A 13963-nucleotide genomic window follows, 5' to 3' on the forward strand; every position below is an offset into this window, starting at 1 on the left:
TTCACTTCACAACGGGTTGTAAGCGCCGAAACATGCCTTGAACAGCACCTGCAATACCGAAAGATTGCCTCTCACACTGCTGATCTTCGTGGGCACCTCGCCCTTAGGATAGCGCCGCGTAGTCGCGAGTTCGAGACAGCGATAACCCAACTTCGGTACGCGATACGAGAGATATGCGAGTAGCTCGTACGTATTGAATACGTCCCTGAACGGCGCAACTCGAGGGTCGAGCAGCATCTTGCGGCTATATGCCCGGAAGCCCTGCGTCGTGTCTGTCCAGTGAAAACCGGAAAAGAGACTGAGCATTGGCGCATGAATCAACCTGATCGCCAGATCGCGCGACTTGGGCGTGTTTTCCGCGATGCCGCCAGAAAGGTACCGGGATGCCTGCACAAAATCTACACCGCCCTTAAGCGCATCGATAAAGCGTGGAATCGCATCAGGGTCATCTTTGTCGTTTCCGTCGATGGTAACGATCCCCTCGTACCCTTGATCCAGCGCGAATGCGTAAGCGCAACGCAATTGCGCGCTTAACTTGCCGGGCCCGGTCTTGAGCAACAACGTCTGTACGCCCTTGCCCTTCAGAAACTCGAGATCGAGAGAGCCGTCAGTACTGCCGCCGTCCACAATGATCACATCGGCCGTATCGGGAATGCCCAGCGCCGCGATCCGATCAAGCAGATTGCGTATGCGAGCGCCTTCGTTGATCACCGGAATCACCACACACCATGGATTGCGCGGCTCCGAGGTGAGCTGAAGCTTGAAAGCGGGAACTTGCCAACCGACGCGGGCTTCTTGGGACATGTCGAATTTCATTGATGTCTGTGATCCTTTATCTCACCCTACGCGGGCAGTGATGAGTGCAACGCCTGCGATGATGAACAATATTCCGGCGCCTACGGTCCACGGAAAAGGTTCACGGAATATCACTACTGACAATAACGCTACGCTCGCAATGGCACCCGCAGTCAACACCGGTTGAGCAACGTTCAGAGGGAGCCGGCTGAGCGCCGCCGCATAAAGCAGAAAGGCGGCGCCATAGAGTGCCAGGCCCAGCCAGAACGGCCCATTCTTCAAAGCCCCGACCGGGTCGCCAAGACTCGGAAACCGCCGTGGCGGCATCATGGCGATTTTGACCAATACGCTTGCAGAAGCATTCGAAGCGATACCCAGAACCAGAATCAGCCATTTCATGCGGACACTCCGCTGTCAGCCCGGTAGCATCGAACGGCCTCGCCGACGGCGCGGCGAACCGCGTCCACGGCCGAGCCGTTCTTGGGGGCCAGCATTTCGATCGACACCACCTGCTCGGGCATCAACTCAGCCAAGACTTCAGCCACGGCAGCGTGATTCGTCCCGCCCTCGCCAAGGGTGACGAGATTGGGCTCACTCGCGTGTATATGTCCGATCAACCGCGCGTATTGCGCGACGACATCCCGAGCGTCCTCTTCGTTGATCGTGACCGCGCCCGTATCCAGTTGCATGCGGATAGCCGGATGAGCAACTGCCGACACGACAGTCGCGGTATCGCGGCTGTTGGTCATGAAATTGGCGCCGTAGAGCGGGGGATTGGGTTCGAGGCAAACGAACACCCCGTAATCGGCGGCGATGTCGCCCAACCGGCGAAAGAATGCCACCGCAATGTCGTGCGCGGCATCGTCCGCCAAGCCGGTGCGGTCACGATTTCGGGGAGATCCGAATACCAGCCGGGTAGCGCCCAGTCCCGATCCAATCCGGCACACCGCGCGCAGATGTTCCAACATGGCTTGCTGCGATTCGTCCGTGCCGAACAGATTGAGACCCTTGGTGCCGAACAGCAGAGACTGCATGCCCGTAATTTCGATTCCGCGATCAGCCCACCACCCGCGAACACGGGCCATATCCGACGCATCGGCCGCCTTGGGTTCGGGAAAATATTTGCCAGGTGCGACGTCGATCGCGTCGATGCGATACGACCGCAGGATATCCGCAACCTGTTGATCGTTGGCGACTTCCCACGCTATGTTGGAAATGGCGATCCTCATGCCTGCCCCTTCCCCTCACTGGCAACCTTCAACGGTTCGGACTGAGCATAAGACCGGATAGCCTGAATGGTCTCGCGCTTGCTGTACTGATACGAACCCTTTGCCCCGAACAGACCGGCATGCCTTGTCCTGAAATCGTAGCTCGCGGGTTGGGGAACCGTCGCCTGGTCAAATGTTCTCCCAAAACCATATTCCGCGACGTCAGCAACGCTTATCGGCTCGGCGGTCAGATGCACGAGCTTGAGACCAGCGGCAAGGGCGGACTGAATATCGTGCCAAAGATTGACCATCGGATAGAACTGGAACGATCCGCGGCTATCGATCGAGTGAAGATTGTTATCGTTCAGGAGGTCGAAAATCACGTTCTTTCGCAATCCGGGCCCGACGAGTCCCGGCAGACGCACGATCAGATGCCGCGAAAAGTGCGTCTCAACGAATTTCTCCAACAGGCGGCGATGCAATCCATAGGCATGCAGCCCTTCCTCATTCACCGGCGTGCTTTCGTCAACGCCGACAGGATTCCGAAACACGTCGACCGTACTGATCAGCACGAACGTGTCGCATTGAACCGTGGACAGATGTCCAATCAGCCCTTCAATCTTTTCCCGGTCCGCGTCAGGTTCCGCATTAGCAATCCATTTCTGCGCCGGCGCACCCGCGCCAACAACCAGATCAAACGACGCCCCGCGGATCGCCTCGATGTTCGTCGAGCGAAATCGCGCATCGAAATGTTTTTGCTTCAACAGGGTCGATCCCACAAACCCCGTATATCCAATTAGTGCATCGTTCATTTGCCTGTTCCCAATACCGTTTGTGTTTGCGAAGAAGAAACGAAAGTTTCCGCGTCCAGCTTCTCAAGCACGTCGTAAATGTTGTCGATCTTGCCCCCCAGAATCGAATAGAGACCATTCGATGCAGGGTGTTGTTCGAACAATATCGGACGACCGTCATCTCCTTCGTTCTTGACGAGGACCGTTTTGACCTCGAACAGCGAATCGACGTAGCGCCCATCATAAACCGCGGGGAAATAGCGCCCCACGTCTCGCACCATACGGTCCACCCTAGTCGCGCGATCGTACTGGTTCAATCGCTTGTAGGGGTCCTCGCCCGGCGCGTCCATCCAGTTCGAATGCGGCGTGTAGCGCACGTGCGAGAGCGTGTGAAGGCCGCGGGCCGGAAACGGCATCATCGAAAAAAACGGGCCGTCCATGACCGTTACACCAAGCCCACGCAGCTCCGGCACAGTCTCGACAAGCGCCATCTCGGTAATTTCGTGCTTCAGTCTGGTTTGCGTTCCGCGGAAATCGCCGTCGAATTGATTCAGACCGCTGTATGTGCAGTTAAAGACATATCTCGTATGCAACGCCGAGCGACTGGCATCGTCGCACTCCAGCACGAAACCTTCTCCCTGACGGCGAATGTTCCCGACCCGCGTGTTCAGCCTGACGTCGACATCGAGTTCGGTCAATTCGCGCCGCGCCCAGTCCGCCAACTTCGTGGAATCGAACGCGTATTCCTCCACGAGGAACACCTGCTCGATCAGGCGCGGTTCGAACAGATCGCGTATCTGCTGAGGAGCCGGTTCAAGGCTGGCCCCGATCTCGCGACAGAACCGCTCGAACTGCCTTGCCGTCACTTTGGAATTGCGCCGGGCAATCGCGTAGACCTTGGTGAAGTCGCGCTTGACCGCCTCTGGAAAATCCCGCACGAATCGGGGCAGATTGACACGGCTGCGGAACGCGGTCGTGAAGCTGCGCGGATAGTGGTAGCCATTGTGAACACGAGCCTGGTTGTTGTAGGAAGCGCGAGCCAACAATGCCGGTTCGCGCTCGATCAACGTTACCGTTTTCAAGCCTCGTTGCGTCTTGAGGTAAATCGCGATGGCTGTCCCGTAGAAACCACCACCGATGACTACAGCATCTTGCATGAGCAGATCCTCCGTTCGCTCAGGAGGAATGCATCGAGTCGTTCACGTCCGCGCGATGTTGCTCAGGCAATCTGACATCTTCGATATTCAGTTTCTGCCGACGCGCCATCACACTACTCGTGAACTCCTGCGCAACGTGGTAGAGAGGACCTTCGTTGCTGAGTCGCGCCATTTGAAGGATGTACTCGCCGAGCACCAGCAGCACAAGCGAGATGAGAAAGAACATACCGGATTGCTGCAGCGACAGCGTCACCCAACCAGGCGCCACGTTCGACTTCAGCAGACCGATCGCAATCACATAGACGGAGTAGATCAGGTTCGACACAGCGCCGAAAAGCGAAAGCGCAGTAACGAGCCGCATCGGCGCCTTGGTTGTCGACACGAGCAGACGGATACCGCGATCAATACTATGCGACAGACGCTTTGCGTGTGCGGCCTTGGGAGGCGCACTGTAGGTAAGGTTCACACGTGCGAAGCCTCCGGTCGCCGGCAAATAACGGTAAGTCATTGCGGGCATTGGATGCTGCAACATGAAATTCACTACGCGCTTGCTAAGCAGTCGATATTGCGGCGCATCTTTTGCAAGGTGCACGCCGTTGGACCATTTATACAAAGCGTTGAACGCCGACAGACAAGCACGGTATGCCCAGCTTTGCACCGGCTTCTGGTCATTCGCGGCAAACACGACGTCTGCGCCGCTCGCCGCCTTATCAAGCATGGTCGGCAAGAATTTAATGTCGTCCACCAATGAGTCGACGACCGCGACAAAATCACCGAGTGCGTTTTCCAGCCCCACCCACGAAGCCGTGTCGGAATCAACTTCTTTGGTCAAGGCATACACCTGCAAATTCGGCAGACCTTGTTCGCCGGCAAGGCCCTTCAGAACGGCGACGCTGTCGTCCTCGGACGCGTTATCCACAACGATCAGCTCGTAGTCACTGACAAGAGTGCCCATGACCGCGGCGGCATCTTTCAGGATTGCCCCGAGATCGCGCGATTGATTACGAACGACAAAAACAACGGACAAAAACAACGGAAAAAACACCACCTGCCCCCTTGGCATAAGGTCGCCTACGCGAAAACCACTCTGCGGATATCCAACCAGGTATCGACAGAATATGGAAATGGCAAGGTTCAGCAGGATTGCCCAACCGTCAGCCCATTCGATGCAAGTTGTTTCCACGCAGGAACCGTCCAAGGACTGCGCGGCGGCTGTGTGCCGAGTACGCCCTCAATGAGCGCCGAAAACGCGGAGTCGCCGATGCAATGAGCGACGCCAGCACTTGCGCGATCACTTGAGAGGCTAGCGAAGGGCCATCAACGACTGCGTTTCAGACGGTAGTGGTCGGCATCTCGACGGGCTTTGCCGGGAGTGCGACGCACAAAAATGCTAGCAAAACTTGCGACAGCTATGGCCGCCCACACAGCCCCGGCGCGGTATCGCGCAGGCAGACATGGAGCATTGCCTCTGGAACCTTGCCAGGTTACAGAAAAATTGAGTCCAACTATGCCGCTCCCGGGTATTTATGGCAAGTTGTTTCAAGCTGTAAGCATGCGCAATATCTTGCGTGCATTGGTGATATCCGACCAAGGAAGGCGTGTTATAGCCCCAATACCTCTTCGTAAAGCCCCCGATACGCATTCCCCAGCGCCGGTCCAGAAAACAGCCGCTCATACCGCTCCCGCGCCGCCGCCCCCATCCTCCACGCGAGCGCCTCATGCCGAACCAGCTCGTTGACCGCTGCGGCAAACTGCACAGGCGCCTCGGGCGGCACGACAAAACCCGTCACGCCATGCTCGTTCACATAGGACGTGCCCGAACCCATCTCGCAGCACACCATCGGCTTGCCGAACATCTCGGCTTCGACCAGCACCATGCCGAACGCTTCCGAGCGCAAATGTGACGGCATGACCAGCGCACGGCAGCCGTTCAGCAACGCTACCTTTTCTTCGTGCGACACCTGCCCCGCGAATACGACGTTCGACGCGCCAACCCGTTTGGCAAGTGCGGTCAGACGCTCCATTTCCGGCCCGGAACCAGCAATGACAATTTTCGAAGCGATCGATGGCGCCGACTCGATCAGCGTGTGAAGCCCTTTGTAGTACCTCAACACGCCCAACGCCAGAACGTATGGCTCGCTCCCAAGCGCAAGCCGATCCAGGCAATCAGGCGCAAAGCGCCCGAGTTCCGGATCATCACGGTAATCGATCATGCCCAGCGGAATAGCCTTCAGGCGTTGCTTGTCGACGACACTGGTCAGGATGGCACTGCTTTGCGCATAGACCGGCGACGTCGCCACCACCGCCGACATCGCGCGCAAAGTCGAGCGCATCAACGGCCCGTACACATACCCAAGTGCCCGCTGGCGCACCACGTCCGAGTGGTAAGTCATCACTGCAGGCTTGTTAGCGCGGCCCAGCAGGTGCAGCACGTCCGCGAATGGCCAAGGGAAGTGGAAGTGCAAGACATCGGCCCAGTCCGCCTGCGCGCGGTACTGCCGCAGTGAGTCAAGCCCCCCAAGGTCGCACGAGGCGGGCGCCGCCCACGATCGCGAACGCGTGACGATGCCCTCTGGAAACTGGATGTCCCTCGGCACCGGATTGGGCGACAACGTGAAAATCCGCGGGTCGACACCGCAAGCCCGCGTAGAGAGGCTGATTTGCCTGATGGCCTCCTGCAGGCCGCCGGGCGGGTCCGGAAAATACGTGCGATAGATGTGGAGGACTTTCATGCGGCCACCTGCGCCGCCGCTAGAGAAATGCTATCAAACGCCATTTTGTCGGCCATGGTCTTCAGATTTTTAAATGCGGGACACTCATTCGAGTGCGCCGCACAGTCACGCTTCGCGATTTCGTACCCTGCGGTACTCCTGCAGCCGCTTATGCAGTCGATCACGCAGCCGCACCCAGCGAGGCCGGCTTGCCCGAACCATCTTGATCGCCGATGTGAAACGTGATGGTCAGCATCTTGTCGAGCCGCCGCTCCCACGTGTTGTCGCCCACCGCTTCACGAACCTCCGCCGCAGTCAGTTTGCCGCGCCGAAGCTGTTTCTCGATAGCAGCAACAAAGGCTTGAACATCATCGCCGACTTCGAGACCCGCACGCGGTTCTTTCGCGAAGTCGAGCGGCGTCGACACCACCGGCAAGCCCGCCGCCAGGTACTCGAAAAACTTCATCGGGAACATCGAGTGGGTGTACTCGTTCAGCAAAGTCGGCAGCACGCCGACCTGCATGCCGCGCAAATACTGCGGCAAGCTCGGGTAGCTGCGATAGCCGAGCAGATGCACGTTGGGCAGACGCTCCAGTTGCGCCAACAGCTCGCTGCGCTGCCCTTCCCGCTGCTCGCCGATGATGATCCACTGCCATTCAGGCCGCGCCTCCGCGGTCTCCAGAAGCAACGGAAAGTCGATCTTGAAGTCGGACAGCACGCCGTGATACACGAGTCGCGGTTCGGGAATGGCCGCCAGCTCTGCAGGCAGCGGCCCTGCTTCGAGCGCCTGACCGAAGTGCGCATCGTCCACTACGTTGCCGAAGTAATGCGTGTTCCGGTTATACGGAAGGCACGTCTGCTGCAGCGATTTCGCGGTCGTGAAGACGGCTTCGCATTGCGCGAGCAGCGCTTTCTGCGCATTGTTGAACGCGGCGACATCGACGCCCGGAATCGCCGCGATATCGTCGACGCAGTGATAAACGAGCGGCCCGCGCTCGAGCGTGGCGATCGCGTCCAGCATGAACGGATGGTAGGTCCACACGACCGGATCGACGAACCGATGCGCTTTCGCGAACCGGCTAACCGACCAGCGCAACAGCGCCTGATTCAGCGCACGCACAAGCGGCCAGTGATGCTTGGCCGGCACCATCAGCGGCGACAACACCCATATGTTCTCGGCACGCCGCGGCGGCCCGATGACGAGCGACTGCATGCCGCGCCACAAGCGGCGCCACAAGCGAGCCCAGTCGCGCCCGCTGCCGACCTTCGGCGAACGGAAACCGACGCTCTCCACATACAGCACCCGCCAGCCGCGCGCGGCCAGAATGCTCGCGGTATGCTGCTTGTTCGTCCAATACGGTTCGTCCCAATCGGCAGTCGAAAACAACACGGTGTCTCGTGCAGCATGCACAGTGTTCTCGCGTTCAACCACTGAACACCTCAACAGGCCGGCCCAGCAGGCTCTCGATAATACGCTGCGACGCAAAGCCGTCGCCATACGGGTTCGCGCGATTGCGCAGTGCCTCCCGGCGCGCCGGATCGTCGAGCCAGCCAATCGCCGCGCTTTCGATACTCTCCGCCGCCTGACCAGCGAGCGTCGCAAAGCCAGCGTCGACGCCTTCGCGCCGCTCAGTATGATTGCGCATCACGACGACCGGTACGCCGAAGGTCGGCGCTTCTTCCTGAATACCACCCGAATCGCTCACGACCAACGCACTGCGGCTGATCAGATAAAGGCTGGTCGGATAATCGACCGGCTCGATCAAAGCGAGGTTCGATATGCCGTCCAGTTCACGCAGCACGGGGCCGCGCACGGCGGGATTCAAATGCACCGGGAAGACCCAGCGGTAAGCGCTATAACGTTGGCACAGATCGCGCAGCACGCGGCAGATGCCTTGCAGCACCTCGCCGAAGTTTTCGCGTCGATGGCAGGTGACGAGAATGTGCTGCTTCTCGGCGCCTTGCCATTCCGGCAGCGGACTTTCTGGCGGCGTAGCGTCCCAGCTTTGGCGTACTGCCGCAATCGCATCGACCACCGTATTGCCCGTGACAACGATCTTTTCCGCTGCAATCCCTTCGCTCAGCAGATGCTGGCGCGCCAGCTCGGTGGGTGCGAAATGCAGTGCCGTGATGCGGCTCAGCAAACTGCGATTCGCTTCCTCGGGGAACGGGCTCGCCAAATCGCCGGTGCGCAATCCGGCTTCGACGTGTCCAACCGGAATCCCGCGATGAAACGCCGCGAGACCGGCGCAAAACGCCGTAGTCGTATCGCCTTGCACGATCACCCAATCGGGACGCACCTGCTCCAGCACCCGATCGAGCGCGGCCAACAGACGCGCCGACAATGCGTTCAGCGATTGCCCCGGGCTCATCGTGTCGAGCGTGATATCCGGTTCGATGCCGAAGAATGCGAGCGCCTGCGCGGCCATTTCCTTGTGCTGGCCGCTCGCGCAAACGATGGTGTCGACTTCGGCGCGCAAGGTCCTCACGACCGGCGCCAGCTTGATGACCTCGGGCCGCGTGCCCATCACAACCATGACTTTCATAGTAATGGCTTCCCGGCCTCGACTTGCACGTGAGCGCCGCGAAACTCGACGCCAAGTGCCAAAGGCGCGGCGTCGCCAGACGGAGTCTGGATACGGAACACGCCACCCTCTTCGATCACCTGCGTCAGCGATCTGAACTTGAGAAAATCGAGCGCCACTTCTTCGTTCATGAAGAGCGGTTTTTGAGCCTTGCTCCTGATGTACTCGATGAATTTTTCGTGAGCGTCGATGCGCACCGCCTCGTTCGGCCAGCCGTACCAGTAGCGCTCCGAGAACGGATGATCGAGGTAGCCGAACAGCGTGTTGGTGGTGTAGGCGTAGTCGAAGGCCTGCTTGAAGATGGCGAGCGGGTCGCCCTCCTTGAGCATGCAATCGCCGTGCAGCATGCACTGCTGGCTGTGTCCGATGAAGCCTGCCGGCAAACCGGCAAGCGCGCCGCCGCGCGACGTCAGAAACTCCGGATCGTTGCGGATGATCCCGCCGATGCAGCCTTCGTAGCCGGCATCGGCAAGGCCGCGCATCGCGTACGGCGGCGACTGGTGAAACGGCGACACGGCATAACGCACCGGGACGCCCGTCGCCGCTTCGAGCAAGGTCGCCGATTGCATCCCTTCCGCGAGGGCATTGTCATAGCTGCCACCCCAGTTCGGCGCATGCGTCGCCGTGTGCGACAGCACCGCGCCCTGTTGCCGGTCGGTCAGCACCTCACGAAGAATGCCGTGATGCTCCGTGCGGCTCAGGTTTTGCGTGTGAACCGCTAGCGTGAACGGTACGCCCAAGCGCTGATAGGCTTGCCACAGCGGGCGCGCCGATTCGACATCTTCGTCGCAATCGAGCCGCGAAGTGATCGCGGCGTCGTAGCCCCATGGCAGCTCGCTCAATACCGGCTGACACGGCAGCGCGTCCGGCCGATGGCCAGATAGGAATTGTTCGACCGTGCGCCATTCGAACGAATCGCACGGGCCGACCGCCCGGTTGAACCACAGCACACTCGACGCGCCGATGTCCCACAGCGCGGCGTACGAGAACTGCCGCTCCCCGGCCACGAAAACTGCTGCGAGTTCGGCTTCGGCGGGCACCTGAGCCGCCTGCGAGACCGCCCAGATCGAGTCGTCGCCGCGAATCGCGCCGAAGCCCAAGTTGTTCCACTCGTCGGTGAAATCGAAACGCTCGAACGGGCGATGCCACGGCTGGCCGCCCAGCTTCTGCGCCAACGCGCCATAGCACACCACCGCCGTGCTCTCGCGCGCTTCGCCCGACGGCGCCGAGGCGCTGCGGCTCGCGGCCGCCAAGCCGGCCGGCCAATCCTTCGCCTGATAACGCAGATAGTCCGCGAGCGCTGCCGGCATCCGGCCGAACACGACTAGCTTGCGAGGCCGGGCGCGCAACCATGCGATCAGGTCCGCGCTCCACCCGTCCTGCACGTCGACGGCGAACACCACGTCTGGCGCCATCGAGCGCAGTGTGCTGCGCGAGATCGCTTGCGCCTGGGTTGCGCTGACGGAGCGCTGCACGGCCGCCAGCACATATTGGCCGGCCTCTGCCGACGCGTCCGAGAACAGAATTCCAATCATGCAGTCACCACGTGGCGAAATTTGGCCCGGCTGCCGACGCGCACCAGATCGTCGTGTCCAACGTAGGCAATCGTGAAAGCGTCCTGCCAGAAGTGACGCAGCTTGCTGGTCGTTTCTTCCGCATTGACCGACGGCTCAAGTACGATCCGCAGTGTCGGCGGCGTGGTTCGCAGATCGATCTGGAACTCCTGAATCCCGCCGACGCGATGGTCGAGCATGTCCTGAATATGGTGCGTCGGGTGCGCCACGCCGTTGATCGGCACGACGTCATGAATCCGTCCGACGACATTCGTCAGGAAGAAACCCTTGTCGGTCTCTTCCACGCGTGCAAGATCACCCGTCGCGTAGCGGATCAACGGCATCAGCCGGTTACGGAAACCCGTGAATACGAGTTCATGCGCACCGTCGGGATTGCCTTCAGACAGGCGGCTCTCCGGCCACCCTTCCGATTCAAGAATCTGGAAACCGCCCTCGTGCCCATCGAGTTCGTAGGCCATCACGCCAAGCTCGGCGAGACCATAGCGATCGATCACGCGGCAACGCAACGCCGACGCAATCATTTCGCGTGCATGCGGCTCGAGCAATTCGCCGCTCGACTCGAACACCGCGAATGCTTTGCCGCCGCCGTACTTGCGCTGCACATAGCAGGCGAGCGCATACATCGTCGACGGATGCGAGTGCGCCAGATACGGTTTGCGACGCTTGAGCGTCTGCCACATTTCTTCGAGACCTTGATCGTCGATGCGATCGAAGAAAATGTTGCTGCGATTCATCGCGAAGCATTTGAAGTCTTCACGCGACGGCCATTCCGGAATCACCTGATCCGGGAAGCGACAGGCAAAGTGCAGTTCAGAGCGATGGCGCAGCTTGCCGATCCGTTCGCGCGCGTAGGACGTGACGGCCGACGAATAATCTGCGCCTACCTGATCGTAGTAGATCGTGGTCGACAGTCCGGTCGAGCCGCCGGTCTTGCACGCGTGATGCTGGCCCGCTTCGAGCGGCCCCGACAGCAAGCGCGGCCCCTGCTCACGGATGATGTCCTTGGTCAGATAGGGGAGCTCTTCCAGATAGCGCGGGTCCTGCTTGACCTTCGCCGGATCGAACTGCTTCGCCTGAAACAGGTCGCGGTAATACGGCACTTGCGCACCGGCAAATTCGAGGATGCTGGCCAGCCGGTCGAGCGCGATGCGGCGACGCTCCGGCATCGGCAGCACATAGTGCTGCCGCAACTCTTCGATCTTCGGACGGACGCTGCGCTTTTCACGGCTCTCAGCAATCGGATAGGCGATATAGCCACCCGCGAAGCCCTTGAGCGTGCGAAACGGCTGTCGCACCAGCAAGGACTCGGAGTAGCGCAGAAATGGATGATTAGCTCGCATGAAATTCGAACCTTGTTGCGCCTGTGTGGCTTCCGCCGGCCGCGCTGCGGCAGATTCGCGAGCGCTTTGGGCGGCACTGTTGGATTGAGCAGGAAGCCTCGCTACGAACCGAAGGTCAGCGCCCGCATCCCACCTGTCTGAACGCACGCACCGGGCAGTCCTGCGGTCATACGACCGGGTCCGGCATGCCCGTTTGCGGAATTAGTGCGGCAACTGCGCCGAGTGGCTGACCAGCGGCGCTTCGCTCACTTGCGGCGCGATGATCGGTTCGTCGGCGATCATCTTGCCGTGCTCCATGGAAATCTTGCGATTGCACACCCGCGCCACCAGCGACGGATCGTGCGACGCAACCACCAGCACCGAGGCCTTACCAACCAGACTCTCGAGACGCTCGGCTGCCTTGATGCTGAACTCCGCATCGCCGACGCTGAGCCACTCGTCCATGATCAGGATGTCGGCTTCGACGCTGGTCGAAATCGCGAACGCGAGACGCAGCATCATCCCGCTCGAATAGGTCCGCACCGGCAGATTCAGGTAGTCGCCCAATTCGCTGAAATCGGCGATCTCGTCAATCTTGCCGCGAATGCGCGCCGGCTTCAGGCCGTCGAGAATACCGCGCAGATAGATATTCTCGAAGCCGGTTGCATCCGGGTCGAGGCCCATCGACACGTCCAGCAGCGAAGCAATCTTGCCATGCACCTTGAGCTCGCCGCGCACCGGCGCGTACACGCCCGACAGCGTGCGCAGCAGCGTTGTCTTGCCCGACCCGTTGTGACCGATCAGACCGACGCGGTCGCCTTCGGTGAAACTGAAGCTGAGGTCGTCGATCGCTTTGACAATCGCATGACGACCCGCATCCTGGCCGATCCGGCCACCCGTCGTGAGATTGAGCACCGCCTTTTTCAGTGAGCGATGGGAGTTCTCGTAAATCGGAAATTCGACGGAGATGTTACGAGCAACAATCGATGAAGAACTCACAATATCAAAGCCAGTAAGGAACGCGATTACGGAAACGTTTCATCAGGAATTGCGCGAAGGCAAAACCCACGATCAACAAACCGATCGACCAGGCCCACGATTCCCAATGGGTCGGCCGGCCAGTCAACGGCGCACGCACCGTTTCGATCAGGTGGTAAAGCGGGTTGTATTCGGCAACCCAGGCACGGTCCTTCAGAATTTCGGGTGACCACATGACCGGCGTGAAAAAGAACACCACCTGAATCAGATTGGTCACGATCGGCGGAATATCGCGAAAGCGCGCGCAGAGCACGCCGAGCGTTACGCCGAGCCAGACGCCGTGGAGCAGCAGCATGGCTAGCGCAAGCGGAACCAGCAGAAACTCCCAACCGGGCCAACGCCCGAAGATGAGCAGCAGGACTACAACCACCGGCAAGCTGTGCAGCAGAATTACAAAATTGCGCCACGCGATCCGGCACACGTGAACGGTGAGCGGTAGGCGAATTTGCTTGATGAGATACGCCGCTCCAATGAAGGCTATACAGCCTTCATTGGAGACCGCTGCAAGATAAGCCCAAATCACCAGACCAACAGCAAGGTAAGGCAGATAGTCGGAAATTTCCTGGTGGAGCAACGTGGAATACAGCGCCCCAAGCACCACGACCATGATGATCGTACTCAACGTAAACCAGAACGGCCCGAGCACAGAGCGGCGATAGCGTTGACGGATGTCGTGCCAGCCAAGCGTGCCCCATACCCGCACTGCTTTCATGCCGACGAACAGATCGTCGGTTTCGGTGTGGCGGGTCAGGTCTTCCGTATCGTTGATAAAACTAATATCCATC

At 59.8% G+C, this 13963-nt stretch carries 13 protein-coding genes; all 13 read right to left on the reverse strand.

Translation table 11 applies throughout. The features are described 5' to 3' along the window. Positions 1–6 precede the first annotated feature (6 nt). Complete coding sequence (locus WN982_RS16575) at positions 7–804, reverse strand: glycosyltransferase family 2 protein (RefSeq protein WP_341313013.1); 798 nt, start codon at positions 802–804, stop codon at positions 7–9. A 33-nt stretch (positions 805–837) separates the two neighbouring features. Next, positions 838–1194: a multidrug transporter gene (locus WN982_RS16580; protein WP_341313014.1), complete on the reverse strand. Its 357-nt coding sequence runs from the start codon at positions 1192–1194 to the stop codon at positions 838–840. Beyond that, positions 1191–2024: a TIM barrel protein gene (locus WN982_RS16585; protein ID WP_341313015.1), complete on the reverse strand. Its 834-nt coding sequence runs from the start codon at positions 2022–2024 to the stop codon at positions 1191–1193. The genes WN982_RS16580 and WN982_RS16585 overlap by 4 nt, the downstream gene beginning before the upstream one ends. After that, on the reverse strand, positions 2021–2815 hold the full coding sequence (locus WN982_RS16590) for a pyridine nucleotide transhydrogenase (RefSeq protein ID WP_341313016.1): 795 nt from the start codon (positions 2813–2815) through the stop codon (positions 2021–2023). Before WN982_RS16590 ends, WN982_RS16585 begins: the two co-directional genes overlap by 4 nt. Then, positions 2812–3951, reverse strand: coding sequence for an FAD-dependent oxidoreductase (locus WN982_RS16595; protein WP_341313017.1), 1140 nt, complete (start codon positions 3949–3951; stop codon positions 2812–2814). The genes WN982_RS16590 and WN982_RS16595 overlap by 4 nt, the downstream gene beginning before the upstream one ends. Before the next feature lie 19 nt (positions 3952–3970). Continuing rightward, positions 3971–5134, reverse strand: coding sequence for a glycosyltransferase (locus WN982_RS16600; RefSeq protein ID WP_341313018.1), 1164 nt, complete (start codon positions 5132–5134; stop codon positions 3971–3973). Between the two features lie 418 nt (positions 5135–5552). Further along, positions 5553–6683, reverse strand: coding sequence for a glycosyltransferase (locus WN982_RS16605; RefSeq protein WP_341313019.1), 1131 nt, complete (start codon positions 6681–6683; stop codon positions 5553–5555). A gap of 160 nt (positions 6684–6843) precedes the next feature. Beyond that, positions 6844–8049, reverse strand: a complete 1206-nt coding sequence (locus WN982_RS16610) for a glycosyltransferase (RefSeq protein WP_341315819.1) — start codon at positions 8047–8049, stop codon at positions 6844–6846. A 37-nt stretch (positions 8050–8086) separates the two neighbouring features. Continuing rightward, the gene (wecB, locus tag WN982_RS16615; RefSeq protein ID WP_341313020.1) at positions 8087–9208 is read right to left on the reverse strand and encodes a UDP-N-acetylglucosamine 2-epimerase (non-hydrolyzing); all 1122 of its coding nucleotides are present in this window, start codon (positions 9206–9208) and stop codon (positions 8087–8089) included. Continuing rightward, positions 9205–10782 carry a polysaccharide deacetylase gene (locus WN982_RS16620; RefSeq protein WP_341313021.1) on the reverse strand — a complete coding sequence of 526 codons (1578 nt, stop codon included), beginning with the start codon at positions 10780–10782 and terminating at the stop codon, positions 9205–9207. Before WN982_RS16620 ends, wecB begins: the two co-directional genes overlap by 4 nt. Then, positions 10779–12161, reverse strand: a complete 1383-nt coding sequence (locus tag WN982_RS16625; protein WP_341313022.1) for a phenylacetate--CoA ligase family protein — start codon at positions 12159–12161, stop codon at positions 10779–10781. Before WN982_RS16625 ends, WN982_RS16620 begins: the two co-directional genes overlap by 4 nt. A gap of 201 nt (positions 12162–12362) precedes the next feature. Further along, entirely contained in the window at positions 12363–13139 is a 777-nt protein-coding gene (locus WN982_RS16630) for an ABC transporter ATP-binding protein (protein ID WP_341313023.1), read from the reverse strand. Between the two features lie 4 nt (positions 13140–13143). Further along, entirely contained in the window at positions 13144–13962 is an 819-nt protein-coding gene (locus WN982_RS16635) for an ABC transporter permease (protein ID WP_341313024.1), read from the reverse strand. Between the last annotated feature and the right edge of the window lies 1 nt (position 13963).

Origin of the sequence: Paraburkholderia sp. IMGN_8, from assembly GCF_038050405.1 — a bacterium.
In the GTDB taxonomy this organism is placed as follows: Bacteria; Pseudomonadota; Gammaproteobacteria; order Burkholderiales; family Burkholderiaceae; genus Paraburkholderia.